This window comes from Type-E symbiont of Plautia stali, from assembly GCF_059731115.1.
In genome coordinates this window covers 3,474,968-3,501,155 of the sequence record NZ_AP035906.1, presented here as the reverse complement: position 1 = coordinate 3,501,155, position 26,188 = coordinate 3,474,968, and the positions used below count along the sequence as shown (strand labels likewise).

Sequence of the window (26,188 nt, the reverse complement as noted above, 5' to 3'; positions counted from 1 at the left end):
ATGGAGCAAGAGCAATGAACCCACGTTACGATCACTACCTGGCGCTGAAGGGCGAACATCCGAAGAAGTATGCCCGCGATCTGGCCGCTCTGATGGGCATTGGCGAAGCGCAGCTGTGTGAAGCGCGCGTCGGCCAGGATGCGCAAGCTTTAAAAGCAGATTTCCCGGCGTTGCTGAAGGCACTGGAAGCCGTTGGCGAAACCAAAAGCATTACCCGCAACGAATATGCGGTGCATGAGCAGGTCGGCAAATATGAAAACCTGCACCTCGGCGAACATGCCGGGCTGATCCTTAACCCACGTGCGCTCGATCAGCGTCTGTTCCCGGCACAGTGGCACAGCGCCTTCTTCCTGCGTGAGCAGACAGCGCGCGGCGAACGTCAAAGTATTCAGATTTTTGATCGCCACGCAGATGCGGTACTGAAAATCTACACCACCGACAATACCGAGATGGCGGCATGGGATGCGCTGATCGCTGAGTTCACGATCGAAGCCGCTGCGGCACTCGATCCACAACCTGCCGCAGCACCAGAACACAGCCGCGCCATTGATGCCGATAAAGTGGAAGCCGAATGGCGCGCCATCACCGATGTGCATCAGTTCTTTGGCTTACTGAAGCGCCACAATATTTCACGCCAGCAGGCGTTTCACGCGGTGCCGGACGATCTGGCACGTCAGGTCAGCAACGATTCGCTGGCTAAACTGCTGGAGCAGGCGCAGCAAGATGGCAACGAAATCATGATCTTTATCGGCAACCGTGGCTGCACGCAAATCTTCACCGGTGCGGTGGAGAAACTGATGCCGATGGACAATTGGGTCAACATCTTCAACCCAACCTTCACGCTGCACCTGATGGCGGACCACATTGCCGAGAGCTGGGTGACGCGCAAACCGAGTGGCGATGGCTTTGTCACCAGCCTCGAACTCTTTGCTGCCGATGGCACGCAGATCGCGCAGCTCTATGGACAGCGTAGCGAAGGCACGCCAGAGCAGGCGCGCTGGCGTGAGCAAGTCACCGCGTTGGGAGTGACAGCATGAAACGTCTGACGCTGTTATTGCTGGGCGCGCTGGCGCTGCCGGCATTTGCTGCTGAACGGGTGATCTCGATCGGCGGTGATGTGACGCAAATCATTTATGCGCTGGATGCGCAGGCCGATCTGGTGGCGCGCGACAGCACCAGCCAGCATCCAGCGCAGGCTAACAAGTTGCCGGATATCGGTTATATGCGCCAGCTTAATACCGAGGGCATTCTGGCGATGAAGCCTACGCTGGTGCTGACCAGCGAGCTGGCGAAACCGTCGCTGGTGTTGCAGCAGGTCGAGAGCGCTGGCGTGAAAGTGGTGGATGTCACCGGCAAAACCAGCCTCGACGCCATCCCGGAAAAGATCGCCACCATCGGCAAAGCGCTGCATCGTGATGCCGAAGCGAAGGCGCTGATTGAGAAAGTGAACAAGCAGCGCGCGCAGATTCCCCAGCAGCCGCTGCCAGTCAAAGTGCTGTTTGTGATGGCGCACGGTGGCATGCGCACTCAGGCGGCAGGTAACCAAACCGGCGCTGATGCTGCAATCCGCAGTGCCGGTCTGGTCAACGCCATGGCGGCGATCCCGCATTATCAGCAGTTATCACAGGAAGGTGTGGTCGCTGCCGCGCCGGATCTGGTGGTGGTGGGTGAAGATGGCCTACGCACGCTGGGTGGCGAAGAGAAAATCTGGTCGCTGCCGGGTCTGGCGTTAACACCTGCAGGCCAGCATCACGCCTTGCTGGTGGTCGATGAGATGGCCATGTTGGGCTTTGGTCTCGATACGCCGGAGACCATCGTGAAGCTGCGTAAGGCCGCCGAAGCGGTAAAACATGACTAACACCGCCGTGATGCGCTGGCTGCTATTGATGGGCATCAGCATGGTGATTTGCATGCTGATGGCTGCCAATTTTGGTGCCATGCCGCTGTCGATGCGCACGCTGTTCCATGCGCCGCTCAGCGATATGGCGTGGCAAATCTGGCTGAACATCCGCCTGCCACGCGTGTTACTGGCGGTGTTGCTCGGGATGGCATTGGCAGTCTCTGGCGCGGTGATGCAGGGCCTGTTCCGCAATCCGCTGGCCGATCCGGGGTTGCTCGGCATCAGCAGCGGGGCCGGGCTGGCCGTAGCGTTTTCTATTATCGTTCCGCTCAGCTTGCCGCCTTTGCTGGCGCTGTGGCTGCCGTCGATTGCTGCATTTGTGGGAAGCCTGATTGTCACGCTGTTGATCTTTAGTTTCAGCCGGCTGGCGCTGGGGAATCTGTCACGTTTGTTGCTGATCGGTATCGCCATCAACGCTTTGTGCGGTGCGGCGGTGGGTGTGCTCTCCTGGCTCAGTAATGACCAGCAGTTACGCCAGCTGGCACTGTGGGGCATGGGCAGTTTGAGCGCGGCACAATGGCCGAGTCTGGTGGTGTGTGCTGTACTGATTCTTCCTGCGTTGATTGCCATCCAGACCCGTGCGCGCCGTCTTAACCTGCTGCAACTCGGTGAAGAAGACGCGCATTACATGGGCATTGATGTGAAGCGCACCCAGCGTGAGTTACTGGTGCTGAGTGCGCTGCTGGTGGGCACGGCGGTGTCGGTGAGCGGGATTATCGGCTTTGTCGGGTTGGTGGTGCCGCACGTGATGCGTTTCTGTGTTGGTAGCGATCATCGCTGGATGTTGCCGGGTTCGGCGCTGGCGGGAGCCATCTTGCTATTGCTGGCGGATACGCTGGCGCGCACGGTGGTGATCCCGGCGGAAATGCCGGTGGGATTGATCACCAGCCTGATCGGTGGACCATGGTTTCTCTGGCTGATTCTGCGTCAGAAAAGGGGGATGAATGAGTGATTCAATGCAGGCTCGCGGCCTGCGCTTTAGTCATGGCACGCGTGCGCTGATTGATGATGTCTCTATTACCTTGCAGCCTGGTGAGATGATTTCCTTAATCGGCCCCAACGGCGCAGGCAAGTCCACGCTGTTGCGCCTGTTAACTGGGTTTCTGGCGCCTGAAGCGGGGGAGTGCTGGCTCGGCGATCGCCCGTTAAACGATTGGCCGCGTGAACCGCTGGCGCAACGTCGTGCGGTGATGCGTCAGCAAAACAGTGTGACCTTCCCGCTGCCTGCTGAAGAGGTGGTGGCGATGGGCCGTGCGCCCTGGCCTGCAAGCAAATCCAAAGCGGTGATCGAGGAAGTGATGCAGATTACCGGCAGTCTTGAACTGGCGAAACGCGATTATCGTTCGCTTTCTGGCGGGGAACAGCAGCGTGTGCAGCTGGCGCGAGTGCTGGCACAGTTATGGCACGACGATGGCCCGCGTGGCTGGCTGTTTCTCGATGAGCCGACGTCGGCACTCGATCTGTATTGGCAGCAGTACAGTTTGCGATTGCTGCATAAACTGACGCGTAACGGCCGCTTTAGCGTCTGTACCGTGCTGCACGATCTCAATCTGGCGTCGCTGTGGTCCGATCGCATTCTGCTGTTGCATCAGGGCAAGCTGGTGGCGCAGGGTTCACCGCAAGAAGTGATGACGGAAACTACGCTGACGCGCTGGTATCAGGCGGAACTGCACGTGGTGATGCCGCAAGAGCAGGGCAGGCCGCAGATCCAGCTGCGAGCATAGAAACATTGCCTGGTGCGCATCAATGCGCACGCTACAAGAACAAAGGCACCTGAATGCGCAGCGCCAATCCCGTAGCGGCGCAATTCATTGCGCCCAAAACGTTACCGGCAATCTACAATCAGACGGCCACGAACTTCGCCCGCCAGCAATGCCTCGGCACCTTCACGCGCTTCACTTAGCGGAATCACTTTGGTTAACTGCTCCAGCAATGTGCCATCCACTAATTCTGCCAGTCGCTGCCACGCTTGCTCACGCAACGGCTTAGCGCACATCACGCTATCCACTCCGGCTAACACCACGCCGCGCAGGATAAACGGTGCCACGCTGGTAGGCAGATCCAGGCCTTGCGCCATGCCGCAGGCAGCGACCACGCCATCACGCTTGATGCCCGCCAGCACATTGGCCAGCGTATGGCTGCCGACGCTATCAATCGCTGCAGCCCAGCGCTCTTTCGCCAGGGGTTTGCCGGGCGCACTCAGTTCAGCGCGATCGATAATCAATGAGGCACCGAGGGTGTTGATCAGGTAATCGCTGTCACTGGCACGTCCGCTGGAGGCCACCACGTCATACCCTAAACGGGCCAGCAAACTGACGCAGAAACTGCCGACGCCGCCGCTGGCACCCGTCACCAGCACCGGACCCTGCTGCGGCGTGATACCCTGTTTTTCCAGTGCCAGCACGCACAGCATCGCGGTGAAACCGGCGGTGCCAATCGCCATGGTCTGCAACGGGCTTAAAGCCGCAGGCACTTTCACCAGCCAGTCACCAGAAACGCTGGCCTTCTGCGCCAGTCCGCCCCAATGCTTTTCACCCACACCCCAACCGGTGAGCAGTGCCACATCGTCCTGCTGCCACTCTGGATGGCGGCTGCTGATCACCCGACCGACAAAATCGATACCCGGCACCATCGGGAACTGACGCACAATCGGCCCTTTATTGCAGATGGCGAGCGCGTCTTTGTAGTTGAGGGTGGAGTAGCTAACTTCGAGGGAGACATCCTGATCGGGCAACTGTTGTTCTGACAGATCCTGCAGGGAAGTGCGGTATCCCTGCTCATCATTTTCAATGACTAATGCCTTAAACATGCAGCCTCCGGCTGATTGAGGAAAGTGCGGGCCATATTACTCCTCTGGAAACAGGGAGCAACACGAAGGCGGACACACCTTGCATAAATTCGCATAACATAAAGATATTTAAGCGTTTTTATCATGGGTTGATTTGATATTCACTTATTAATCAGATGGTTGCTTAATGTTGCTTATGCGTATCAATCTCGTTGCAACGGGTTGTTCCAGTAAAAAAAAGATGCCATCATTGCGCCGCAGTTTTCCACTGATTCCATCCACCCTGAGGACGCCGCCATGCTCGGTACAATGCGCTTTTGCACTTGTCTCCGTTCGCTTTACGATAAGCGGCCCTCCGTCATCTGTTGTTCGCAATTCTCGCTCACCATGCGGTGAGGCCAGCTTAACGCGCTATGCTGTTGGACATGACTAAAGACAGACGCGATCTGACTTTACTGATGTCTATCGGTTGCGGCGGTTGATCCGCCCGAAGACGTTATTCGCCGGGGAATTTTCCTCATTGCTGTGCCACTGGCACCCACTCATCCTTCATTACGGGGATTTGTGTTATGAATCGATTGAAAATCGCTGCCAGCGTTGCGGTAGCGCCAAGCCTGAGCCTAAACACCGCGCGTGATGTGGTGACGCTCGACAATACTGATTTTACCGATGTGGCGGCGGTGGTCGTCTCACTGGCGGATACACGCAGTGGCGTGTTAACGCTGTTGCGCCAGACCGGTTTTAATCTGCCGGTGTTTGTCGCCAACGCGTTCGATGAAGAAGTGCTGAAGTTGCCGGGCGTGACCGGGGAAATCAACGGTGCACCGGAAGAGTGGGAAGCGCTGGAAGAATCCGCGCAGGCGTATGAGTCTGACCTGCTGCCGCCGTTCTTCGATACCCTGACGCGCTATGTTGATATGCAGAACAGCACCTTTGCCTGTCCGGGCCATCAGGGCGGGGCGTTTTTCCGTAAGCATCCGGCCGGGCGTCAGTTCTATGAATTCTATGGCGAGAACGTGTTTCGTTCCGACATGTGCAACGCCGACGTCAAATTGGGCGACCTGCTGATCCATGAAGGTTCGGCCAAGCATGCACAGAAGTACGCGGCGAAAGTGTTCAACGCCGATAAAACCTATTTCGTGCTGAACGGCACCTCCAGCGCCAACAAAGTGGTGACCAACGCCATGCTGACGCGCGGCGATCTGGTACTGTTTGACCGCAACAACCATAAATCCAACCATCACGGTGCGCTGATTCAGGCGGGCGCTACGCCGGTGTATCTGGAAGCGGCACGTAATCCGTTCGGCTTTATCGGCGGCATTGATGCGCACTGCTTTGATGAAGCCTACCTGCGCGAACAGGTGCAGAAAGTCGCGCCACATCGCGCCAAAGATCAGCGCCCGTTCCGCCTGGCAATTATCCAGCTCGGCACCTACGATGGCACCGTCTACAACGCTCGCCAGGTGGTGGATCGCATCGGCCATCTGTGCGACTACATCCTGTTTGATTCGGCGTGGCTGGGCTACGAGCAATTTATCCCGTTAATGGAAGGCTGCTCGCCGCTGACGCTGGAGCTGAACGAGAACGATCCCGGCATTTTTGTCACCCAGTCGGTGCACAAACAGCTGGCGGGCTTCTCGCAGACCTCGCAGATTCACAAGAAAGACAACCACATCCGTGGTCAGAAGCGCTTCTGTCCACATAAGCGTCTCAACAACGCCTTTATGCTGCACGCCTCAACCAGCCCGTTCTATCCGCTGTTTGCCGCGCTGGATATCAATGCGCGCATGCACAAAGGTGAAGCCGGGCGCAGCATGTGGCACGAATGCGTCACCATCGGCATTGATGCACGTAAAGCGATTCTGGAACGCTGCGAGATGATTCAGCCGTTCCTGCCGGAGAAAGTGCACGGCAAGCTGTGGCAGTCGGCGGAAACCGAGGTTATCGCCGCCGATCCGGCTTACTTCAGCCTGGCGCCAGGCGAGAAATGGCACGGCTTTGAGGGTTACGCCAGCGAGCAGTATCTGGTCGATCCCTGCAAGCTGCTGCTGACCACGCCAGGCATTGATGCCGCCAGCGGTGAATACACCAGCTTCGGTATTCCGGCGACTATTCTGGCGAACTACCTGCGCGAGAACGGCATTGTGCCGGAGAAGTGCGATCTCAACTCCATCCTGTTCCTGCTGACGCCAGCGGAGAATCCGGAGAAGATGGCGCATCTGGTGGCGATGCTGGAGCAGTTTGAACACCATGTGAAAGAGGATGCGCTGCTGGCTGAAGTGCTGCCGAGCGTTTATCGCAAAAACATGGAGCGCTATAAAGGCTACACGCTGCGCCGCCTGTGTCAGGAGATGCACGATCTCTACGTCAGCTACGATGTGAAAGATCTGCAGAAAGCGATGTTCCGCGAATCCTGCTTCCCGAAAGTCGAAGTGAATCCACAGGATGCGCATCAGGCTTACATCCGGGGTGAGGTGGAACTGGTGGCAATTGCGCAAGCTGAAGGGCGCATTGCTGCCGAAGGCGCATTGCCTTATCCACCAGGCGTGCTGTGCGTGGTGCCAGGCGAAGTGTGGGGTGGCGCGGTGCAGCGTTACTTCCTCGCGCTGGAAGAGGGCATCAACTTGTTGCCGGGCTTCTCACCGGAGCTGCAAGGGGTTTACACCGAGGAAGATGACAGCGGACGTAAACACTTAGTGGCGAATATGATGGTGCGCTAACCTGCCTGACGGCGTGCGGTGTAATCACCGCACGCCGTCAGCACCTTATCAGTGGCGAACCACCTGAATTTTCTCTTTAGCCAGTCTTCCTGCCGGATATGCTGCCTGTTTGCGGCGTTTACCGGTAATGTAAACACCGACGCACAGCACCATAAACGTCACCATCAGCGTCATCAGACTCTCGTAGCGATACTGTGGCAGATAGAACATATAGCCCAGCACACTGACAATCATCAAAATGCTCAGCCAGGTCAGCCACGGGAACAACCACATTTTAAAATCAGGCGTGATGCCCTGTTTTTCCATCGCCGTACGCATTCTTAGCTGTGAAACGGCAATCACCAGATAGACAATTAACGCGATCGCACCAGTGGTGGAGATCAGAAAGGCAAACACCTCGCCCGGAAAAGCGTAGTTGGCAATACAGGCGACAAAGCCCGCCAGCGTGGAACCCAATACCGCCACACGTGGCACGCCGCCGTTGGATACCGTGGAACAAGAGGCCGGGGCATTACCGCGTTTACCCAGAGAATAGAGCATGCGTGAAGCGGTATATAACCCGGAGTTCATGCAGCTGCACACAGCAATCAGCACCACCAAATCCACCACCAGTTTGGCACCGGGGAAGTTCAGGGTGGACAACACATACTGGAATGTTCCCTGGGCTAACAGTTGCGGATCATTCCATGCCACCAGCGACACCACGAGGAAAATAGACAGCAAATAAAATAATGCGATGCGGTAAACCACCAGATTAATCGCACGGCTGATTTTTTTACCAGGGTCTTTAGATTCCACGGCGGCAATGGTGACCACCTCCGCGCCAAAGAATGAAAAAATGGTCAGTAAAATACCGGTTAATACTGCGCCAAAACCGTGCGGCATAAAGCCAATACTGTTATATAAATGAGCCACACCACTGACATTTGCCAGCGGCCAGTATCCGGAAATCGCCACAATACCGATGCCAATAAATCCAATAATCGCTACCACTTTGATGATGGCGAACCAGAACTCAAAGGCGCCAAAGTTTTTAACGCTAAAAAGGTTAGTGACAGTGAGCAACAGGATAATCGCAGTAGTAAATTGCCACGAGGCAATGGAAGGGAAATAAGCATGCAGAATATCGGCACCGGCAATCGCCTCAACCGGAATCAGTAACACCCAAAACCACCAGTATAACCAGCCGATAGTGAAACCGGCCCATGGACCAATGGCTTTCGCCGCGTAGGTGGAAAAGGATCCCGAATCAGGTTGCAGCACGGCCATTTCTCCCAGCATGCGCATCACCAGCAGTACCAGCACACCGGTCATCGCGTAGGAGAGCAAAACGGCCGGGCCCGCCGTGGCGATGGCATTCGCGGAGCCGACAAATAACCCGGCACCAATAATGCCAGCAATGGAGATCATACCAACCTGTCGATCTGAAAGGCCGTCGCCTAACGAATCCTGTTTTGCGGGTGAATGGCTCATACATTTCCTCTTAGCAATTCAGGCATGACATTGGATATCCCACGGGATGCAAGCATCCGTGTTGATGAAATAATGTTGATATGCCCGATACGATGTTATTTTCCGCGATGAAGTGTGATCTTCATCGATATTTTAATTATTTAAATCAATGCCAGAAATTATTTATAGAGCGATGTGGGACGTTGTTAATTTATCTGTGGAGACGTGAAATAATCATTGCACCTTATTGAAAAAAGGGTCAATCAGGGCGGGAATGTAAGATGGGAAGAAAACTAACTAACATAGAATATAAATGATCGACAGGTCTTGCGTGTGGTTGTAAAAACAACACGTTGCGATGGGCGAAGTTTCACCATATCGATTTCTTATTTTTGTGAGGTCAGGCGAAATTTATCGGCGAGGTTTATATCTGCAAGGGTAATTAAAAAAGAGGCAGTCAGAGTCAATATTTTTCTCTCTGTCTGCCCCTAAAATAACTAATGCATTAACTCATCAGTTGATGATTAATACCGATGATAACTACGCTGTGCCTGATTCACCTTGTACAGATAGCGACGTGATTCGCCCGATGGGTGGCTAGTGGTCAGCGTTTGATACACATCATTAGGCGACATATCGTTAATCTTGGCGAAGGCACGATCTTTATCGCTGGAGAACACGCGCAGTACGCTACCCGCGCCGCCGTTGTAGGCGGTAATTACCGCGTAGCGGCGTGACACTGGATCCTGAATCCCGCCTAAATAACTCTTCTGCAACAGCGACAGATAGGCCGTTCCCGCATCAATGTTATTGGCCGGATCGAGCAGATAGCTGCGGCTCGGTTTACCCCATTTGCCCTTCATGCGGAACACGTCCACGCCAGCGGTGTGCTGAACCACCTGCATCAAGCCCAGCGCATCGGAGTTGCTGACCGCATAGGGGTTGAAGCTCGATTCCGTCTGCATAATCGCCAGAATCAGGGATGCATCTACGCCGTACTCTTCAGCGGCTTTACGCACCAGCGGCAGATATTTGTGCGCACGTTTGTCGAGGTGATTTGGCACCATCGGAATGGTTACCGACCAGATGACATGCAGGCCAGAAGTGCGTTTTTGTAGTTTGTTCTGAATCAGATAATCGGCGAAATTGGCCGCGCGTCCCTGCCAGCGAATCGGCTGACCGGTGTTATCCAGCACCTGGCCGTAAAGCAGCGGCTCTTTACTAATCTGAATATCATTGGCATCGGAGTAGAGATCGACATTACCCGGATCGTCACCAATCAACAGCGTGGTGATGATCGCCTGGCGCAGGCTGGCCATCGGATCGGTACCGGCAATGGTCTCAATGGTGATGCTACCGCTGTCGAAGTTGATGTGACTGCGGGTGTAATAGCTGTCGCTATATTTGACGTAATCCTTCGGTCCAGCGATCAGAACCTCATTGATACCCCAAATATTTTCAATGTTGGCGGCGAACTGCCCCATCAGGATGTCGAAACCGTTGGTGTCCTTAACCCACTCTTCGTGATACTGCGATTTTTTTTGTCCGGAGCAGGAAACCAAAAGTGGAGCAATCACTAACAGCGCTATCAGTTTTTTATTCATTGTAAATGCGTGCCTGATTCAAAAAGAGGGCCTCAAGGGGAGGCCCTGAACGATTATTTTTCTGGCGGGGTGAAACCTTCGATGTGCACATCTTTGCCTTCGAACAGGAAATTGATCATCTCCTTTTCCAGCACTTTGCGATCTTCCGGGTTCATCATGTTGAGCTTTTTCTCGTTGATCAACATGGTCTGCTTGGACATCCACTGCTGCCAGGCTTCTTTGGAAATCTCATTGTAGATGCGCTTACCGATCTCGCCTGGATAGAGCTGGAAATCCTGCCCTTCAGCGTCGCGTTGCAGAAACGTACAAAAAATGGTGCGGCTCATTACTCTTCCTCTTGGATCACGCGCGTGTGCAGTGCCAGTTGCTGGGGATGGCGCAATTCGTGCAGCAAACGCTCTACGGGCGCTGCCAAACCCACTGACGGTGGTTGCGCTAAGTTATACCAGAGACCGCTCGCTTCATCCATCAGCGACCCGGCAGAAGGCCACGCCAGCCACATAGGCACAATGTCTAAGTGGAAATGGCTGAAGGTATGACGAAAAGCCGTCAGCTGCTGTGGTTTGGCGTGAATGCCACGTTCGGCCAGCCAGTCAGTTAGCGCTTGCTCACTGGTGAACTGTGGGAAGCAGAACAAACCGCCCCATAATCCCACCGGCGGACGTTGCTCCAGGAACACGTCGTCGCCGTGCTGAATCATCAGGAACCAGCCGGTGCGCTCTGGAATCGTCACTTTGGGTTTCTTACCCGGATATTCGGCCCAACTATTGTTGGCATACGCGACGCAACTGTTGCTGACCGGGCAAATCTCACACTTAGGACGTGAGCGAGTACACACTAACGCACCGAGGTCCATCATCGCCTGATTAAACTGGCTTACGCCTTCGGCAGGTGTCACTTCTTCGCTAATCTGCCATAAACGTTTCTCAACGTCTTTTTTGCCCGGCCAACCACCGACAGCATAACACCGGGCCAGCACGCGCTTGACGTTGCCATCCAGAATCGCGAAATGCAGGCCGAGCGATAAGGACAGCACTGCACCCGCGGTGGAGCGTCCAACGCCGGGCAGCGCGGCCACATCATCGAAATTGCGTGGGAACTCGCCGCCGTGCTTATCCACCACCTGTTTCGCCGCTTTATGCAGGTTGCGCGCACGGGCGTAATAGCCGAGGCCGGTCCACAGATGCAGTACTTCGTCCAGCGGTGCAGCGGCCAGATCGGCAATCGTCGGGAAGCGCGCCATAAAGCGTTCAAAGTAAGGGATAACGGTGGCAACTTGCGTCTGCTGCAGCATCACTTCGGAGAGCCACACTTTATAAGGTGTCTTCTCCTGCTGCCACGGCAGGGTTTTGCGGCCGAAGCGCTGATACCACTCCAGCACCTGTTGCGCGAACTGCGGCGCTTGCATCATTTGAGGAAATATTCCGTGTTTGCTCTACAATCAGGCAGGAATTCCAGCACAGAGACATCGGGGTGTAAACCGGAAGATTGCAAAGGCTTGCTTCTGCTATCTAACTTTGCATAATGCCCGTTTCCCAGAAAAGGCTAACCAGCAGGCTTCAACATGATTAATGACGTCATCACCCCGGAATTTGATGAGAACGGGCGGCCATTACGCCGTATCCGCAGTTTTGTGCGCCGCCAGGGGCGCTTAACGAAAGGACAGCAGCTCGCGCTCGATAATTACTGGCCGGAGATGGGCGTCGAGTTCCAGCAGGAGCCGCTGGATTTGGCAGCACTGTTTGGCCGTGAAGCGCCAGTGGTGCTGGAAATCGGTTTTGGCATGGGCGCCTCACTGGTGACCATGGCGCAAAATAATCCTCACCAGAACTTCCTCGGTCTTGAAGTGCATGCGCCGGGCGTGGGAGCCTGTCTGGCTTCTGCCAAAGAGGCAGGCGTGGAAAACCTGCGTGTGATGTGTCACGACGCAGTAGAAGTGTTGCAGCAGATGATTCCGGATAACTCACTGCGCATGGTTCAGCTGTTCTTCCCGGATCCATGGCATAAAGCGCGCCACAATAAACGTCGCATTGTGCAGGTACCTTTTGCCGAGCTGGTGATGCGTAAGCTGAAACTGGGCGGCGTGTTCCATATGGCCACTGACTGGGAAGATTACGCGACACATATGCTGGAAATCATGAACAGCGTGGATGGGTATAAAAACCTGTCAGAAGCTAACGATTACGTGCCGCGTCCGGAAACGCGTCCGTTAACGAAATTTGAGCAGCGCGGGCAGCGACTGGGCCATGGCGTTTGGGATCTGATGTTTGAGAGGATTAAATAATGGCCGTACAGCGTAGCCGTCGTTTACGTAAAAAACTGCATATCGATGAGTTTCAGGAGTTAGGTTTCTCTGTGGCCTGGCGTTTTGCCGAAGGCACCACCGAGGAGCAGATTGATGCCACGCTGGATCAGTTTATTACTGAAGTGATCGATCCCAATGGCCTGGCGTATGACGGCAGCGGTTATCTGGTGTGGGAAGGTTTGGTTTGCCTGCAGGAAACCGGTAAGTGCACCGATGAGCACCGTGAGCTGGTGCGCAAATGGCTGGAGAAACGTGAGCTGTCAGATGTTCAGGTAACTGAACTCTTTGACGTCTGGTGGGACTAAGTACTCTACTGGCCTGAGATATCGCTTCAGGCTAGCTCACTTGCGCTTTTGGCGCCGGGCAGTGCGCTCACAAGTTGCGAAAGCGACTTGTACGCCCAAAGGGCGGCTCCGAAAGGGTCGAGCAACGTGAGTCATCTTATGTACTCAGGCGCGCTCCGATTATTGTGCGCTGATCGCCACCAAATTCGCTGCGCCGCTTACGCCTGACTTGTACTAACTGCAAAGGCGTGGGCGGCTTTTCATTTTAGGGAGATTTCATGGTTCGTAAGGCGCTTCTTACCGCACTGCTGCTGGCCGCAGCGACACAGGCGCAGGCTGATTATCAGTGCAGCGTTAATCCTCAGGATGATGTGATCATCAAACCGCAGAGCGTGCAGGTGGTCGGCACCAACGGTAATCTTGAAATCTCACCGCAGGGCGATGTGACCTTTAACGGGCAGAAAGCCAACGTGGATAACGCCACGCGACAGAAGGCCATCGACTATCAGAATGCGTTACGCCGTGATCTGCCGTGGGTGGATAACGGTGCCTCGACGCGTCTGGAACGCAGCCGTGTGGCGCTGGATAAAGTGATTGTGGAAAAGCTCGGTGCCAACAGCAACGTGCGCAATCGCCTGACCAGGCTGGATGGACAGCTGAAGCAGCAGATGAACCGTATCATTGAGCATCGCCCGGATGGTTTGACCTTCCACCATCAGGCGATTGATCAGGTGCGCGCTGAAGGCGAAAAGCTGGTGCAGAGCACGCTGGGCGGCATTATGCAGGACAGCCTGAACGAGATGGGCAGCAGCCAGGCCGCCAGCGGCAGTAATCCACTGCAGGCGATCATGGGCAACCTCGGCGGTCTGCAGCAGGCGGTTCAGGCGGAATGGAATAAGCAGGAACAGGACTTTCAGAACTTCGGTCATGAGGTGTGTAATCGCGTGACGGATCTGGAAGGGCAGCGCAAAGCGTTAGTACAGGGCGTTAAAGGTTAAAAAAACCAGCGGGACGAAGTAGCGTGCCGCTGGGTTATATGACTGTTTGGCCTACATAAACAGTTCAAGCAGCGAATTCAGGAACAACTTCCCTTTTTCGGTTATCTGCCACTGCTCTGCGGTTTCCACCACGTAACCTGCCTCGATCGCTGCATCCATCTGTGCACGAATCACTTGTTCATCCAGCCCGGTATAGCGGCTGAAATCTGCACGCGGTGCGGCTTCCAGCAGACGGAAGCGGTTCATAAAGAACTCAAACGGCTTGTCATCGTTCTCAACGTTGTGCTGCTTGTCGAGATACTTACCTTGCATAAAGCCGCGCGGATGACGGGTTTTCACCGTTCGCACAATTCTGCCATCCGGTTGCGTTAATTTGCCGTGGGCACCACAGCCGATGCCAAGGTAATCACCAAAGCGCCAGTAGTTAAGGTTGTGTTCGCAGCGATAACCCGGCTTGGCATAGGCTGAAGTCTCGTACTGCTGATAACCTGCGGCACTCAACAGTTCATGGCCTTGCTCATAGATGTCCCACAGCGCATCGTCATCCGGCAACACCGGCGGACGCGAGCTGAACATCGTGTTCGGCTCAATGGTCAGCTGATACCACGACAGGTGCGGCGGATTCAGCGCAATCGCCTGACGCAAATCGTCCAGTGCCTCTTCCAGTGACTGATCGGGCAAGCCGTGCATCAGATCGAGGTTAAAGCTGCGCAGACCAAGACCGGCAGCGAGATGGGCGGCACGTACCGCTTCATCAGGGCCGTGAATGCGCCCTAAGCGCTCCAGCTTCTGCGGGCTAAAACTCTGCACGCCAATCGAAATACGGTTAATACCGGCTTTCTGGTAGCCGCTGAAGCGATCCGCTTCCACGGTGCCCGGATTGGCTTCCATGGTGACCTCTGCATCGGCCGCCAGCGGCAGGCGCGCACGCACGCCATCCATCAACATTTGCATGGCGTTGCTGCTGAGCAGGCTCGGTGTGCCGCCGCCAATGAAGATGGTGCGTACTTCACGGCCAGCGGTTAGCGGCAGGTCCTGTTCAAGATCGCTGAGCAGGTGCTGCACATACTCGATGTGCGGCACCTCGCCTTTTAACGCGTGGGAGTTGAAATCACAGTACGGACACTTCTGCACACACCACGGAATGTGGATGTACAGGCTTAACGGAGGTAACTCAGGCATTGCGCATCGCATCCAGTAACAGCGTCAATGCTTTGCCACGGTGAGAAACAGCACGCTTTTCATCTTTACTCAGCTCTGCTGCGGTTTTGCCCAGTTCAGAAACATAGAAAATCGGGTCGTAACCAAAGCCGCCTTCACCTGCGGCTGCACGGGTGATTTCACCCGCCCAGCTGCCGTGGAACACCAGCGGTGTTGGATCTTCAGCATGGCGCAGGTAAACCAGCACGCAATGGAACTGCGCCTGGCGCTCGCCATCCGGCACGTTTTCCAACGCCACCAGCAGCTTATCGAGATTTTGCTGATCGCTGGCGTCTTCTCCGGCATAGCGCGCAGAGTAGATGCCTGGCGCGCCGCCGAGCGCATCCACCGCCAGACCAGAGTCATCGGCAATGGCTGGCAGACCGGTGATCTGCGCAGCATGGCGCGCTTTGAGAATGGCATTTTCAATAAAGGTCAGACCGGTTTCTTCCGCTGACTCAACGCCCAGCTCGGTTTGCGCCACGATATCGAGGCCGAAGGCCGCTAACAGATCGGCCAGTTCACGAACTTTGCCCGGATTACCGGTGGCGAGTACGACTTTTTGCATAACAGTTCCAGATTAACGAATTACAGCAAATACCAGAGACCTGGGAACAGGTCCATGCCGAGGAAATTCAGCGCGTACAGCACCAGAATCACAATCATGGCAGAGAAATCGATGCCGCCCATCGCAGGCAGAATACGGCGAATCGGTGCCATCAGCGGTTCAGTCAGCTGAATCAACACGTAATCAATCGGGCCACGTCCCTGGCTGATCCAGCTCATCAGCGAGCGAATGATGATCACCCAGAACACCAGATAACCGGCGGATTTCACCAGCGATAACAGGCCAACTAACAGATTAGTGGGATCCACGGAGAACACGCCAACCTGAATTAACAGTAGCACCGGATATTTCAGGGTGGTCAGCACAAAGGCCAGCACCAGCGAGGCTGTGTCAATCGGGCCTATCGCTGGCAGCACGCGGCGCAGCGGCTTGATAATCGGCTGTGTAATCTTCACCACAAACTGTGACAGCGGGTTGTAGAAATCACAGCGTGACCACTGCATCCAGATGCGCAGCAGCAATACCATCACGTACAGGTCGATCAGCGTTTTGACTAAAAACGTCATTGTTAACATGAGGTTCCTCAATTATTGTTGTGAAGGTCGCGCATAATCCCGCGCGCCAAATACGGCGGTGCCAATGCGCACCATGGTGCTGCCTGCGGCGATTGCCGCATCCATGTCGTCGCTCATTCCCAGAGAAAGCGTATCGACGTCAGGGTAATCCTGTTTTAGAGCGTTAAGCGCGCCAGCCATCTGCTGACATACCGCGAACTGCCGATCGTAATCTGGCTCCGGCGCCGGGATCGCCATTAAACCGCGCAAGCGCAGACGCGGCAATGCAGCTATCTGCGCCGCCAGCGCCGGAATCGCCTCCAGCATGATGCCAGATTTGCTGTTCTCGTCACTGATATTTACCTGAATTAACACGTTAAGCGGTGGCAACGCTGCCGGACGCTGATCGTTCAGACGTTGTGCAATGCGTTCACGATCCACGGTGTGACACCAGGCAAAATTCTCCGCCACCAGGCGGCTTTTATTGGATTGCAGCGGCCCGATAAAGTGCCACTGCAGATCAGGATGTGCGGCCAGCTCAGCCACCTTTTCAACCCCTTCCTGTACGTAATTTTCACCGAATGCCTGCTGACCCGCAGCAATCGCTTCTGCGACTGCGCTCGCAGGTTTGGTTTTGCTCACTGCAAGCAGGGTAATTTCTTCTGGCGCGCGGCCGCAGCGTGCAGCGGCAGTGGCGATACGCTCACGCACTTGCTGTAGGTTGTGCTCAATGGAAGTCATAGTCAGGAGAAGTTAAATGGATTTGGATGAAGTTGTGGCCCTTAGTGTAAAGCATAACGCCGCCGATCTGCACCTTTGCAGCGGACATTTACCGCACTGGCGCCGTCAGGGCGTGCTGGAGCCGATCCCACAACAAACCGCATTGGATGGCGACTGGCTGGAAACCTTTTTGCAACAGTGGCTCAGCGGCGTACAGCAGGATGAGCTGGAAGCGAGCGGGCACGTTGATTTTGCCATCACCCTGAAAAGCGGCGTGCGTTTGCGCGCCAACCTGTTTATGCAGCGCCACGGTTTATCGCTGGCGCTGCGCTTGATTGGCAGCCAGGCGCCCAACATCAACCCATTGCAACTGCCCGACGTGGTAACGCAGTTGTTGCAGCTGGAAGAGGGGCTGATCTTAATCACGGGTGCCACCGGCAGCGGTAAATCCACCACGCTGGCCGCGCTGGTGGACAGCCTCAATCGCGAACAGGCACGCCACATTATTACGCTGGAAGATCCGATTGAATTTGTGCATCACAGCCAGCGCTCATTGATACAGCAGCGGGAAGTGGGCGCACACACGGTGTCATTCCAGAAAGGATTGAAAGCGGCGCTGCGCGAAGACCCGGATGTGATTCTGTTGGGTGAGCTACGTGACAGCGAGACCATTCGGCTTGCGCTGACGGCGGCAGAGACCGGGCATCTTGTACTGGCAACGTTGCACACGCGAGGTGCCACGCAAGCGGTGGATCGGCTGGTGGATGTGTTTCCTGCCGAGGAAAAAAACCTGGTGCGCACCCAGTTGGCGGGCAGTTTGAAAGCGGTGCTGGCGCAGCGTTTGGTGCCGGCAAAAAACGGCGGGCGAATTGGCTTGTTCGAGGTGTTGGTGGCCACGCCTGCGGTGACCAATTTAATCCGTGAGGGCAAGATGCATCAACTGCCTGGCGTGCTGCAAACCGGCGCGCAGTCAGGGATGCAGACGTTCGCGCAGAGCGTACAGGCGCGACAACAGGCGGGATTGATTTGAGAATTTGCGAGTCGATTCAAAAGGGCGGGCATGATTTGCGTGCCTGCGAGTTGCTACTAAAGGGCGGGGCATGATTTGAATGCTTGCAAGTCGATACAAGGGAGCGGGCATGATTTGAATGCTTGCAAGTCGATACAAGGGAGCGGGCATGATTTGAGTGCCTGCGAGTTGATACAAAGAGGCGGGGATGATTTTAATGCCTGCGAGTCGTTACAACATGGCGGGGCATGATTTGTGCGCCTGCGAGTCGTTACAACAGGGCGGGGCATGATTTGCGCGCCTGTGAGTCAATACAAGTGGCAGAATTGATTGGCGTGTTTGCAGGTTGCCGTAAATGGCGGGAGCACAATAGCCGAGCGAATAACAAGCAAGCTGTTGCCGCAATTTGTCAGGTGCGCATTCACGCGCACCTGGATTTCAATCAGTGCGTATCGAACCAATCTTCCAAAATGATCACCGCCGATTGCGAATCGACCTGACCTTTTTGCAATGCACGGAAGCCACCGCGTTCGAACAGGTCGGCGCGCGCTTCCACGGTGCTTAACCGCTCGTCCTGCAGCTCAACGCGCACGCCGAATCGGCCATGAATGCGATTGGCGAACTTACGGGCGCGATCGGTTAACGGCTGCTCGGTGCCGTCCATGTTCAACGGCAAGCCCACCACCACGTAATCAGGCTGCCACTCTTTCAGTAGCTTCTCGATCAGCTTCCAGTCTGGCGTGCCATCTTGCGCTTTAAGCGCGGTCAGAGCGCGAGCGGTGCCGGTCAACTGTTGACCGACCGCCACACCGATGCTTTTGGTGCCGAAATCGAAGCCCAGCAAGGTTTCACTGGCCATCAGGCGTGCCCTGCATCGCTGGTCATATTATGAATATCGATGCCCATGCTGCGTGCAGCTTCGCGCCAGCGCTCGGCGATTGGCGTCTGGAACAGAATATTGCTGTTGGCGGGCGTGGTCAGCCAGGCATTTTCCAGCAGCTCATTCTCCAGCTGATCTTTCTCCCAGGCGCAATACCCTAACGCCACCAGCACGTTATCGGGCTGTTCTGAGGTGCCGATCGCTTCCAGCACATCCCGCGAAGTGGTGATCACGGTATTGTCAGAAATACGAATGCTGGAAGAGTAAATTTTCTGGGCAGAGTGCAGGATAAAGCCGCGATCTTCCGCCAGCGGACCGCCGGCAAACACCGGTTTGTCCAGCTTGATGGCCGGGTCACGTTCTGATGGGCTGATTTTAAGTTTCTTCAGGATGCCTTCGACCGTCAGGTTTTCCATCGGTTTGTTTACGATCAAACCCATGGCGCCATCTTCATTGTGCTCGCAGATATACACTACCGAGCGTTTGAACAGCGGGTCCTGCAGCGACGGCATCGCAATCAAAAAATGATGCTGTAAATTCATTCTCACTCGTATACCAAAAATAACCGGCGCGGCCGCAGCCACGTCGGTTTTGGGTTCTCACGGCGCTTACACGCCGTTGACATCAGCCCAGGCGTTTCTCGATGGCATCCATCAGCATGCCGGTGATCGAGATCGGGAATGCAGCCTCGATTTCACGCACGCAGGTTGGGCTGGTTACGTTAACTTCGGTGAGTTTATCACCAATGATGTCCAGACCGACAAAAATCAGCCCTTTGGCTTTCAGCGTTGGGCCAACGCGGCGGGCAATTTCCCAATCGCTTTCACTCAACGGGCGTGCTTCACCGCGGCCACCAGCTGCAAGGTTACCACGGGTTTCGCCACCCTGTGGGATACGCGCCAGGCAATACGGCACCGGCTCGCCATCCACTACCAGCACGCGCTTATCGCCGTCTTTGATCGCCGGCAGGTAGTTTTGCGCCATGCAGAAGTTCTGGCCGTGATTGGTCAGGGTTTCGGTGATGACGCCAAAGTTCGGGTCGTCCTGCTTCACGCGGAAGATCGAGGCACCGCCCATGCCGTCCAGCGGCTTGAGAATCACATCACCGTGCTCCTGCCAGAAGGCACGCAGCTGCTCTTTATTGCGGGTCACCAGCGTGTCTGGCGTCAGGTCGGCGAACCACGCGGTGTACAGTTTCTCGTTACAGTCACGCAGGCTCTGCGGTTTGTTGACGATCAGCGTACCTTGCTCTTCCGCGCGCTCCAGCAGGTAGGTGGCATAGATGAATTCGGTATCGAACGGCGGATCTTTACGCATCAGCACCACGTTGAGATCGGCCAGCGGGATTAACTGCTCACTGCCGAACTCGTACCATTTGTCGTAGTTCTGCTCCACGCTCAGCAGGCGCGTGCGGGCGTAGGTCACGCCACCGCGCAGGGAGAGATCGCCCATCTCCATGTAATGAATTTCGTAACCACGGCGCTGTGCTTCCAGCAACATGGCGAAGCTGGTGTCTTTTTTAATGTTGATGGACGAAATTGGGTCCATAACGATGCCAAGCTTAATCATTATTCTCTCCTCAAAGGGGGAATTTATTGCCCCGTTCCGTGACAGCGCTGCGGCTTTTCACGTGCGTAGTTTTAAAACCCTAAAAGTATCCCTTAACCCAGGTCACCAAACCTCACCTGAAGTGCCGTAATGGCCGTGAGCGCAGTGGTTTCTGTGCGCAGCACGCGTGGGCCCAACAAAATATCGGTGAAACCCTGCTGCGCGGTCATGGCAATTTCGTCTGCGGATAAACCGCCTTCCGGACCAATCAGCAGGCGTACACGTTCAACCGGCTGCGGCAGAGTGTTAATACTGTGGCTGGCACGCGGATGCAGATTGAGCTTTAAACCGCTTTCCTGCTCGGCACACCAGGCTTCCAGCGTCATCGCTTCACGGATTTCCGGCACACGATTACGGCCGCACTGTTCACAGGCGGCAATCGCAATTTTTTGCCATTGCTGAATCTTCTTCGCCAGTCGTTCAGCATCCAGCTTTACGCCGCAGCGCTCCGAAAACAAGGGTGTAATTACGTTCACGCCGAGTTCGATCGATTTCTGGATGGTGAATTCCATCTTTTCGCCGCGCGACATCACCTGCCCAAGATGGAGATGGAGCGGAGATTCACGGTCATCAGGCTGACTGGCAAGGACCCTTACTTTTACACGCTTTTTATCAGCCTGGGTGATTTCGGCGTTAAAAGTCAGATTACTGCCATCAAACAGCTCAATTTGTTGACCGGCGGTCATGCGCAGCACGCGCCCGACGTGGTTAGCGGCATCTTCGTCGAGGAAGACTTCACTGTTAACTTCAAGAGGTTCGGGATGATAAATGCGAGGTATGCGCATGCGGTTCCTGCCAGCGTTATGCCGTGTCTTCGGACACGGCCCAATCGGAAAAAAGCTAGTGTAGGGTAGCGCTTTTAGCGCTGGCAAGCCTGTTGTACATAGGGATTGTGATTTCCCTGCACCTGCGCGATGCGGTTGTCGCGTTCACACTCCCATTGGCTTACCGGATATTGCTTGTTCCAGGCGGTGAACAGCTGGGTCTGCTGGCGTGACAGACGCAACTGATACTGGTCGCGCATATAGAAGTAAGTGCGGGCGATGGCACCACGTGCACGCTCGGGTGGCTGCGCCAGCTTCTGCTTGAAATCGACTTTCATTGCGCACTGACCATATTGCGCGTCGCCGCCGTTCCACTGGCTGTACTGGAAGTTATTGCGATCGCCATTCACTTCACCAATCGCCGGTTGCAGATTGTGCAGGTCGCTTTCAATGCGGCGGTAATCGGCATCTTTACTGCAATTTTTGCGTCCGCCATTTTGCCAGCACTGGCGCTGATGGCCGAACTCCCATGCGGGCATCACATGTTCCCACTCAATACGTTCAGCGCGGTTGGCATTTTTACGCACGCTGTAGCCACAGCTGCTGAGGTCAGGGACGCCTTTTTTGCCGTGCCAGCTGATTTTGCAGCCGCAGTAAAATTCTGCCGGGGCATCGGCATTGATCTGCGCGGCGACTACTTTGGCCTGCTGGAAGTTGTTTTGATTGTAGTGGGTGATGCTGAGGCTGAAGGCGCTAATGGGGGCAACTAATAAGGAGAGTAACAACAGCGTTTTGCGAGACATATTCCAAAAATTACCTGATGCGTAAAAAGGCGGCAGGGTAACAGAATGGCGCAGGGTGGGAAATCAGATAAACGGATTAACCTGCTGAAAATTCTCCAGGTTGCAGCAAAGTACCGCATTGCACGCAGCGGTATTCACTTTCCCCCCGTAACACGCGATTGTGGCGGCGCACGGTGAGCTGATGTTGCTGACAGCGGCAGCGATAGGGGAAGGTATTGCTGCGCACCGACGCGATTTCGAACTGATGGGTGCGACGCGCGGGAACGCCGAGCACGCTCTCCATCATCCACTTCCACTCTTTGCCGTGCGGCGGCACGCGGCCAAAGGTTTTCCATACCAGCAGGTGCGCCAGTTCGTGCGGCACCACCTCATCCACAAAGGCCTGCTGATTCTCCAGCAATAGCACCGGGTTGATGCGAATCTCCCATTTCTCCAGCCAGGCCGTACCGGCAGCGGTGCCGCGCTGCTGATACACCAGCTTCGGCTCGTCATAGTGACGCTCCAGCTTTTCATTGGCGAGCTGCAAATGGTGACGCAACGAGCGCATCACGGCTTGTTGCAGGGCAATGGGAAGGCGAGGTGTTTTCATGCCGGGCAGGATAACCTGGTACGCACAAATGCGCACCTGACGAAACGCACAAAAAAAGGGCCGCCAATCGGCAGCCCTTTGTATCGCTTATCGACCTTATTGCTGGCCGATATCGCGCAGTTTTTTGCCTTGCATCAGGTTGCGCTCGATGTGTTCCAGCGAGACGTTTTTGGTCTCTGGAATCAGCGCCACGGTCAGCAGGATAAAGAACACATTCAGACCTGCGTATACCCAGAAGGTCGGCGCGTTGCCTAGCGTATTCAGCATGGTCAGGAAGGTGGCACCGACGATCATGTTGGCAATCCAGTTGGTTGCGGTCGACACGGTGATACCAAAATCGCGGCCTTTCAGCGGCTGAATTTCTGAACACAGTACCCAGATCAACGGACCGGCAGACATCGCAAAACCAACGATGAACATCAGCAGCATGGCGACAGCAAAGTATTGTGCGGAAGCGGAGTTAATGCCGATGTGCAGCATGGTACCGAGGATACCCATACCGGCAGCCATCACGATGAAGCCCAGCACCAGTGTAGGTTTACGGCCCCAACGATCCACCAGACCGATAGCAATAAAGGTCGCCAGTACGTTTACCAGACCAACAATGACCGTGCCCCACATCTGCTGAGTGGTATTGGCGAAGCCCGCAATCTCAAAGATTTTTGGCGCGTAATACATGATGACGTTCATACCGGTGAACTGCTGCATTACCTGCAACAGCACGCCCAGGAACACCGCGCGACGGAAGTTGCTGTTGCTCTGGAACAACTGCCAGCCAGACTGTTTGATCTTCAGGCTTTCACGAATCTCATCCAGTTCACGTTTAGCTTGCTCGCTAGTATCACGCAGGCGAGCCAGCACGCGTTCTGCACTGCGGAAATCGCCTTTCGCCGCCAGCCAGCGTGGGCTGTTTGGCAGGAAGAATACACCCACCAGCAGCAGCACGGCTGGAATGGTGATGATACCCAGCATCCAGCGCCATGCGCCTGCATCACTGAACGCTGTATCCGACAGATACGCGCCCAGGATACCGATGGTGATCATCAGCTGATACAGAGAAATCATGCTGCCACGAATCTTTTCCGGTGCGATTTCAGAAAGATACAGAGGAGCAGTGTAAGACGCGACACCCACGGCCAGGCCGAGTACGACACGTGCAGCAATCAGCATATCCGGGCTAACCGCCATGGCTGACCACAGTGAACCGATCACGAACAGAATTGCACCCGCCATCAGGCTCTTTTTACGGCCGAGATGTGAAGACATCCAGCCGCTACCAATCGCACCGACAGCCGCACCAAACATCATTGAGCTGACAATCCACTCTTGCTCATGTGCAGTCACGTTGAAATCTTTGGCGATGAAGGGCAGGGCACCAGCGATAACGCCGATATCCAGACCAAATAGCAGGCCGGCCAGAGCCGCTAAGAAACAGACAAACAAGGTCATCATCTTGTTCGATGTTCTGCTCTTATGAGTATTACCAGGCATAATGCCTCCGAAGTTTATCTATCGTTGTTTTTATCAATGTTATGAAACCTGCCGGCAGAAAAAAGTGAGGGCGATCACATCAGTGTAATCGGTTACACACGCTGAAGCCCTGCAATCCAGCATTTTCCGCCTGAAATAGTTACGTAACCAGTAAGGTATAGCACCCCTTAAGTTTCTGACATCTCTCTAAATACCGACTATCAGACGACGCTGAAAATAACGCATTTTCATATGAATAACTACGCTGAAAATTCTCTAAATTACGGATTACAAAAAGTTTTCAAAATGTAATCGTTAACACTTTGTTGTAAACATAGAAAATGAAGTGTAGACGGCGGGAAAAAACGTGCTGGCTGGTTAGCAGGCACAAAAAAGCCCGCAATATGCGGGCTCGTTTTTGCAGGGCTGTCAGATTACAGGCCCGCAGCCTCGCGTAGTTGAGCAGCTTTATCAGTCTGCTCCCACGGGAAGTGTTCGCGACCAAAGTGACCGTAAGCAGCGGTCTCTTTGTAGATAGGTTTAAGCAGATCCATCATCTGAATCAGGCCGTATGGACGCAGGTCGAAGAACTCGCGCACCAGCAGGGTCAGCTGTTCGGTAGGGACTTTCTCAGTACCGAAAGTTTCCACCATGATGGAGGTTGGCTCAGCCACGCCAATCGCGTAAGAAACCTGGATTTCGCAACGGTCGGCCAGACCAGCCGCGACGATGTTTTTCGCGACATAGCGTGCAGCGTAAGCAGCAGAACGGTCAACCTTAGACGGGTCCTTACCAGAGAACGCACCGCCACCGTGACGCGCCATACCGCCGTAGGTATCAACGATGATTTTACGACCCGTCAGACCACAGTCGCCCATTGGGCCGCCGATCACGAAGCGACCAGTTGGGTTGATGTGGTATTTGGTGCTGGCATTCACCCACTCAGCAGGCAGAACCGGCTTGATGATCTCTTCCATCACCGCTTCACGCAGATCGGCTGTTGAGATTTCTTCAGCGTGCTGAGTCGACAGGACTACCGCATCGATACCGACAATTTTGCCGCCATCGTACTGGAAGGTGATCTGGCTTTTTGCATCCGGACGTAACCACGGCAGTGAGCCGCTTTTACGCACTTCAGCCTGACGCTGCACCAGACGGTGGGCGTAGGTTACCGGAGCAGGCATCAGCACGTCGGTTTCGTTGGTGGCGTAGCCGAACATCAGGCCCTGGTCGCCCGCGCCCTGTTCCAGCGGATCGGTACGGTCAACACCCTGGTTGATGTCAGGAGACTGCTTGCCAATCGCGCTCAGCACGGCGCAAGAGTTTGCATCAAAGCCCATATCGGAATGGACATAGCCGATTTCACGTACGGTATTACGGGTGATCTCTTCGATATCCACCCATGCGCTGGTGGTGATTTCACCGCCAACCAGCACCATACCGGTCTTAACGTAAGTTTCGCAGGCCACGCGTGCTTTAGGATCCTGTTCAAGGATCGCATCTAACACGGCATCGGAAATTTGGTCAGCGATTTTATCAGGATGTCCTTCTGATACGGACTCAGATGTAAATAGGTGTTTAGCCATTCTGTTCTTTACCTTACAAATGGTTTGAATTCGACTGCATAGCGTAAGTGGACCAGGCCGACTCGACGCCCCTTCAGGCAAAGCCGCGAGCAGTAGGGAGTATTGGCGTAATCGCCGACACCGCCTGGATGTTAACCAGTTTAGATGGAAAACCATCTGGACGGCTATTCTAGGTTACACAGTGAGCACTTTTCCAGTGCTTTTTCTGATTCCGCACGTTTACGCAAGTGAGCAGATGGAAGAAATTCCTGACACCTTCCACATATCCCAGACAAAGATTTTGCTTTTTCACCCTGTAGGCTGTATAAAACGCCGCTGCTGTCGACCACAGTACAAAAGGATGACGCCGCCGTGCGTCGCGCCGTCAGAGCTATTCTCTGATTTTC

General features: G+C 55.0%; 26 protein-coding genes. 9 read left to right on the top strand and 17 right to left on the bottom strand.

Going from position 1 to position 26,188, the window contains the following annotated elements; all coding sequences use genetic code 11:
• Positions 1–14: 14 nt before the first annotated feature.
• From AC6I8L_RS15980 to AC6I8L_RS15965, 4 genes are read left to right on the top strand one after another with little or no spacing between them, the layout of a single operon-like run.
• Entirely contained in the window at positions 15–1,037 is a 1,023-nt protein-coding gene (locus tag AC6I8L_RS15980; RefSeq protein ID WP_058959323.1) for a hemin-degrading factor, read from the top strand.
• Positions 1,034–1,858 (top strand): heme/hemin ABC transporter substrate-binding protein, encoded by an 825-nt coding sequence (locus tag AC6I8L_RS15975; protein WP_058959324.1) that lies wholly within the window; start codon positions 1,034–1,036, stop codon positions 1,856–1,858. Before AC6I8L_RS15980 ends, AC6I8L_RS15975 begins: the two co-directional genes overlap by 4 nt.
• Positions 1,851–2,852, top strand: a complete 1,002-nt coding sequence (locus AC6I8L_RS15970) for a FecCD family ABC transporter permease (RefSeq protein ID WP_058959325.1) — start codon at positions 1,851–1,853, stop codon at positions 2,850–2,852. The genes AC6I8L_RS15975 and AC6I8L_RS15970 overlap by 8 nt, the downstream gene beginning before the upstream one ends.
• Positions 2,845–3,624, top strand: a complete 780-nt coding sequence (locus tag AC6I8L_RS15965; protein WP_058959326.1) for a heme ABC transporter ATP-binding protein — start codon at positions 2,845–2,847, stop codon at positions 3,622–3,624. Before AC6I8L_RS15970 ends, AC6I8L_RS15965 begins: the two co-directional genes overlap by 8 nt.
• A 101-nt stretch (positions 3,625–3,725) precedes the next feature.
• On the opposite strand, the gene acuI is transcribed toward AC6I8L_RS15965, so the two are convergent.
• A complete protein-coding gene (gene acuI, locus AC6I8L_RS15960; protein WP_058959327.1) occupies positions 3,726–4,709 on the bottom strand; it encodes an acrylyl-CoA reductase (NADPH) in 984 nt (327 codons plus the stop codon).
• Positions 4,710–5,257: 548 nt separating this feature from the next.
• Between acuI and AC6I8L_RS15955 the strand changes: the two genes are divergently transcribed.
• A complete protein-coding gene (locus AC6I8L_RS15955; protein ID WP_058959328.1) occupies positions 5,258–7,408 on the top strand; it encodes an ornithine decarboxylase in 2,151 nt (716 codons plus the stop codon).
• Between the two features lie 48 nt (positions 7,409–7,456).
• On the opposite strand, the gene AC6I8L_RS15950 is transcribed toward AC6I8L_RS15955, so the two are convergent.
• The 4 genes from AC6I8L_RS15950 to mutY all read right to left on the bottom strand — a co-directional run bounded on the left by AC6I8L_RS15950 (position 7,457) and on the right by mutY (position 11,875).
• Positions 7,457–8,881, bottom strand: coding sequence for an amino acid permease (locus tag AC6I8L_RS15950; protein ID WP_058959329.1), 1,425 nt, complete (start codon positions 8,879–8,881; stop codon positions 7,457–7,459).
• A 503-nt stretch (positions 8,882–9,384) separates the two neighbouring features.
• Positions 9,385–10,464 carry a membrane-bound lytic murein transglycosylase MltC gene (mltC, locus tag AC6I8L_RS15945; protein ID WP_058959330.1) on the bottom strand — a complete coding sequence of 360 codons (1,080 nt, stop codon included), beginning with the start codon at positions 10,462–10,464 and terminating at the stop codon, positions 9,385–9,387.
• A 53-nt stretch (positions 10,465–10,517) separates the two neighbouring features.
• Positions 10,518–10,790, bottom strand: coding sequence for an oxidative damage protection protein (locus AC6I8L_RS15940; RefSeq protein ID WP_034823278.1), 273 nt, complete (start codon positions 10,788–10,790; stop codon positions 10,518–10,520).
• Complete coding sequence (gene mutY / locus AC6I8L_RS15935; RefSeq protein ID WP_058959331.1) at positions 10,790–11,875, bottom strand: A/G-specific adenine glycosylase; 1,086 nt, start codon at positions 11,873–11,875, stop codon at positions 10,790–10,792. The genes AC6I8L_RS15940 and mutY overlap by 1 nt, the downstream gene beginning before the upstream one ends.
• 153 nt (positions 11,876–12,028) lie before the next feature.
• Here mutY and trmB point away from each other — a divergent pair, with 153 nt between their 5' ends.
• The 3 genes from trmB (at position 12,029) to AC6I8L_RS15920 (ending at position 14,051) form a co-directional block, all read left to right on the top strand.
• Positions 12,029–12,748 carry a tRNA (guanosine(46)-N7)-methyltransferase TrmB gene (trmB, locus tag AC6I8L_RS15930; RefSeq protein WP_058959332.1) on the top strand — a complete coding sequence of 240 codons (720 nt, stop codon included), beginning with the start codon at positions 12,029–12,031 and terminating at the stop codon, positions 12,746–12,748.
• Positions 12,748–13,074, top strand: a complete 327-nt coding sequence (locus AC6I8L_RS15925; protein ID WP_034823275.1) for a YggL family protein — start codon at positions 12,748–12,750, stop codon at positions 13,072–13,074. The genes trmB and AC6I8L_RS15925 overlap by 1 nt, the downstream gene beginning before the upstream one ends.
• A 257-nt stretch (positions 13,075–13,331) precedes the next feature.
• Positions 13,332–14,051 (top strand): YggN family protein, encoded by a 720-nt coding sequence (locus tag AC6I8L_RS15920; RefSeq protein ID WP_058959333.1) that lies wholly within the window; start codon positions 13,332–13,334, stop codon positions 14,049–14,051.
• A gap of 51 nt (positions 14,052–14,102) precedes the next feature.
• On the opposite strand, the gene hemW is transcribed toward AC6I8L_RS15920, so the two are convergent.
• The 4 genes from hemW to AC6I8L_RS15900 are packed head-to-tail and all read right to left on the bottom strand — an operon-like array spanning position 14,103 to position 17,114.
• Positions 14,103–15,233 carry a radical SAM family heme chaperone HemW gene (hemW, locus tag AC6I8L_RS15915; RefSeq protein ID WP_058959334.1) on the bottom strand — a complete coding sequence of 377 codons (1,131 nt, stop codon included), beginning with the start codon at positions 15,231–15,233 and terminating at the stop codon, positions 14,103–14,105.
• Positions 15,226–15,819: an XTP/dITP diphosphatase gene (locus tag AC6I8L_RS15910; RefSeq protein ID WP_058959335.1), complete on the bottom strand. Its 594-nt coding sequence runs from the start codon at positions 15,817–15,819 to the stop codon at positions 15,226–15,228. Before AC6I8L_RS15910 ends, hemW begins: the two co-directional genes overlap by 8 nt.
• A 20-nt stretch (positions 15,820–15,839) precedes the next feature.
• On the bottom strand, positions 15,840–16,394 hold the full coding sequence (locus tag AC6I8L_RS15905) for a YggT family protein (RefSeq protein ID WP_034823271.1): 555 nt from the start codon (positions 16,392–16,394) through the stop codon (positions 15,840–15,842).
• A gap of 12 nt (positions 16,395–16,406) precedes the next feature.
• Positions 16,407–17,114, bottom strand: a complete 708-nt coding sequence (locus AC6I8L_RS15900) for a YggS family pyridoxal phosphate-dependent enzyme (RefSeq protein WP_058959336.1) — start codon at positions 17,112–17,114, stop codon at positions 16,407–16,409.
• Positions 17,115–17,130: 16 nt separating this feature from the next.
• Here AC6I8L_RS15900 and AC6I8L_RS15895 point away from each other — a divergent pair, with 16 nt between their 5' ends.
• Positions 17,131–18,123: a type IV pilus twitching motility protein PilT gene (locus tag AC6I8L_RS15895; RefSeq protein ID WP_058959337.1), complete on the top strand. Its 993-nt coding sequence runs from the start codon at positions 17,131–17,133 to the stop codon at positions 18,121–18,123.
• Positions 18,124–18,544: 421 nt separating this feature from the next.
• On the opposite strand, the gene ruvX is transcribed toward AC6I8L_RS15895, so the two are convergent.
• The 8 genes from ruvX to metK form a co-directional block, all read right to left on the bottom strand.
• On the bottom strand, positions 18,545–18,961 hold the full coding sequence (ruvX, locus tag AC6I8L_RS15890) for a Holliday junction resolvase RuvX (RefSeq protein ID WP_034823268.1): 417 nt from the start codon (positions 18,959–18,961) through the stop codon (positions 18,545–18,547).
• The gene (locus tag AC6I8L_RS15885) at positions 18,961–19,524 is read right to left on the bottom strand and encodes a YqgE/AlgH family protein (RefSeq protein ID WP_034823267.1); all 564 of its coding nucleotides are present in this window, start codon (positions 19,522–19,524) and stop codon (positions 18,961–18,963) included. Before AC6I8L_RS15885 ends, ruvX begins: the two co-directional genes overlap by 1 nt.
• 82 nt (positions 19,525–19,606) lie before the next feature.
• On the bottom strand, positions 19,607–20,551 hold the full coding sequence (gene gshB / locus AC6I8L_RS15880) for a glutathione synthase (RefSeq protein WP_058959338.1): 945 nt from the start codon (positions 20,549–20,551) through the stop codon (positions 19,607–19,609).
• 92 nt (positions 20,552–20,643) lie between these two features.
• Complete coding sequence (gene rsmE / locus AC6I8L_RS15875; protein ID WP_038644914.1) at positions 20,644–21,375, bottom strand: 16S rRNA (uracil(1498)-N(3))-methyltransferase; 732 nt, start codon at positions 21,373–21,375, stop codon at positions 20,644–20,646.
• 74 nt (positions 21,376–21,449) lie between these two features.
• Positions 21,450–22,157 carry a deoxyribonuclease I gene (gene endA, locus AC6I8L_RS15870; protein WP_034823262.1) on the bottom strand — a complete coding sequence of 236 codons (708 nt, stop codon included), beginning with the start codon at positions 22,155–22,157 and terminating at the stop codon, positions 21,450–21,452.
• Positions 22,158–22,233: 76 nt separating this feature from the next.
• Positions 22,234–22,746 (bottom strand): SprT family zinc-dependent metalloprotease, encoded by a 513-nt coding sequence (locus AC6I8L_RS15865; RefSeq protein WP_045831736.1) that lies wholly within the window; start codon positions 22,744–22,746, stop codon positions 22,234–22,236.
• Positions 22,747–22,842: 96 nt separating this feature from the next.
• Positions 22,843–24,237 (bottom strand): sugar porter family MFS transporter, encoded by a 1,395-nt coding sequence (locus tag AC6I8L_RS15860; RefSeq protein ID WP_034823260.1) that lies wholly within the window; start codon positions 24,235–24,237, stop codon positions 22,843–22,845.
• Between the two features lie 413 nt (positions 24,238–24,650).
• Positions 24,651–25,802 (bottom strand): methionine adenosyltransferase, encoded by a 1,152-nt coding sequence (gene metK / locus AC6I8L_RS15855; protein ID WP_058959339.1) that lies wholly within the window; start codon positions 25,800–25,802, stop codon positions 24,651–24,653.
• Positions 25,803–26,188: the final 386 nt, after the last annotated feature.

Excerpts from the sequence above, each read along its gene's own strand:
- AC6I8L_RS15980 (WP_058959323.1), top strand. The coding sequence starts at position 15 with ATGAACCCACGTTACGATCACTACCTGGCGCTGAAGGGCGAACATCCG.
- AC6I8L_RS15975 (WP_058959324.1), top strand. The coding sequence starts at position 1,034 with ATGAAACGTCTGACGCTGTTATTGCTGGGCGCGCTGGCGCTGCCGGCA.
- AC6I8L_RS15970 (WP_058959325.1), top strand. The coding sequence starts at position 1,851 with ATGACTAACACCGCCGTGATGCGCTGGCTGCTATTGATGGGCATCAGC.
- AC6I8L_RS15965 (WP_058959326.1), top strand. The coding sequence starts at position 2,845 with ATGAGTGATTCAATGCAGGCTCGCGGCCTGCGCTTTAGTCATGGCACG.
- acuI (WP_058959327.1), bottom strand. The coding sequence starts at position 4,709 with ATGTTTAAGGCATTAGTCATTGAAAATGATGAGCAGGGATACCGCACT.
- AC6I8L_RS15955 (WP_058959328.1), top strand. The coding sequence starts at position 5,258 with ATGAATCGATTGAAAATCGCTGCCAGCGTTGCGGTAGCGCCAAGCCTG.
- AC6I8L_RS15950 (WP_058959329.1), bottom strand. The coding sequence starts at position 8,881 with ATGAGCCATTCACCCGCAAAACAGGATTCGTTAGGCGACGGCCTTTCA.
- mltC (WP_058959330.1), bottom strand. The coding sequence starts at position 10,464 with ATGAATAAAAAACTGATAGCGCTGTTAGTGATTGCTCCACTTTTGGTT.
- AC6I8L_RS15940 (WP_034823278.1), bottom strand. The coding sequence starts at position 10,790 with ATGAGCCGCACCATTTTTTGTACGTTTCTGCAACGCGACGCTGAAGGG.
- mutY (WP_058959331.1), bottom strand. The coding sequence starts at position 11,875 with ATGATGCAAGCGCCGCAGTTCGCGCAACAGGTGCTGGAGTGGTATCAG.
- trmB (WP_058959332.1), top strand. The coding sequence starts at position 12,029 with ATGATTAATGACGTCATCACCCCGGAATTTGATGAGAACGGGCGGCCA.
- AC6I8L_RS15925 (WP_034823275.1), top strand. The coding sequence starts at position 12,748 with ATGGCCGTACAGCGTAGCCGTCGTTTACGTAAAAAACTGCATATCGAT.
- AC6I8L_RS15920 (WP_058959333.1), top strand. The coding sequence starts at position 13,332 with ATGGTTCGTAAGGCGCTTCTTACCGCACTGCTGCTGGCCGCAGCGACA.
- hemW (WP_058959334.1), bottom strand. The coding sequence starts at position 15,233 with ATGCCTGAGTTACCTCCGTTAAGCCTGTACATCCACATTCCGTGGTGT.
- AC6I8L_RS15910 (WP_058959335.1), bottom strand. The coding sequence starts at position 15,819 with ATGCAAAAAGTCGTACTCGCCACCGGTAATCCGGGCAAAGTTCGTGAA.
- AC6I8L_RS15905 (WP_034823271.1), bottom strand. The coding sequence starts at position 16,394 with ATGTTAACAATGACGTTTTTAGTCAAAACGCTGATCGACCTGTACGTG.
- AC6I8L_RS15900 (WP_058959336.1), bottom strand. The coding sequence starts at position 17,114 with ATGACTTCCATTGAGCACAACCTACAGCAAGTGCGTGAGCGTATCGCC.
- AC6I8L_RS15895 (WP_058959337.1), top strand. The coding sequence starts at position 17,131 with ATGGATTTGGATGAAGTTGTGGCCCTTAGTGTAAAGCATAACGCCGCC.
- ruvX (WP_034823268.1), bottom strand. The coding sequence starts at position 18,961 with ATGGCCAGTGAAACCTTGCTGGGCTTCGATTTCGGCACCAAAAGCATC.
- AC6I8L_RS15885 (WP_034823267.1), bottom strand. The coding sequence starts at position 19,524 with ATGAATTTACAGCATCATTTTTTGATTGCGATGCCGTCGCTGCAGGAC.
- gshB (WP_058959338.1), bottom strand. The coding sequence starts at position 20,551 with ATGATTAAGCTTGGCATCGTTATGGACCCAATTTCGTCCATCAACATT.
- rsmE (WP_038644914.1), bottom strand. The coding sequence starts at position 21,375 with ATGCGCATACCTCGCATTTATCATCCCGAACCTCTTGAAGTTAACAGT.
- endA (WP_034823262.1), bottom strand. The coding sequence starts at position 22,157 with ATGTCTCGCAAAACGCTGTTGTTACTCTCCTTATTAGTTGCCCCCATT.
- AC6I8L_RS15865 (WP_045831736.1), bottom strand. The coding sequence starts at position 22,746 with ATGAAAACACCTCGCCTTCCCATTGCCCTGCAACAAGCCGTGATGCGC.
- AC6I8L_RS15860 (WP_034823260.1), bottom strand. The coding sequence starts at position 24,237 with ATGCCTGGTAATACTCATAAGAGCAGAACATCGAACAAGATGATGACC.
- metK (WP_058959339.1), bottom strand. The coding sequence starts at position 25,802 with ATGGCTAAACACCTATTTACATCTGAGTCCGTATCAGAAGGACATCCT.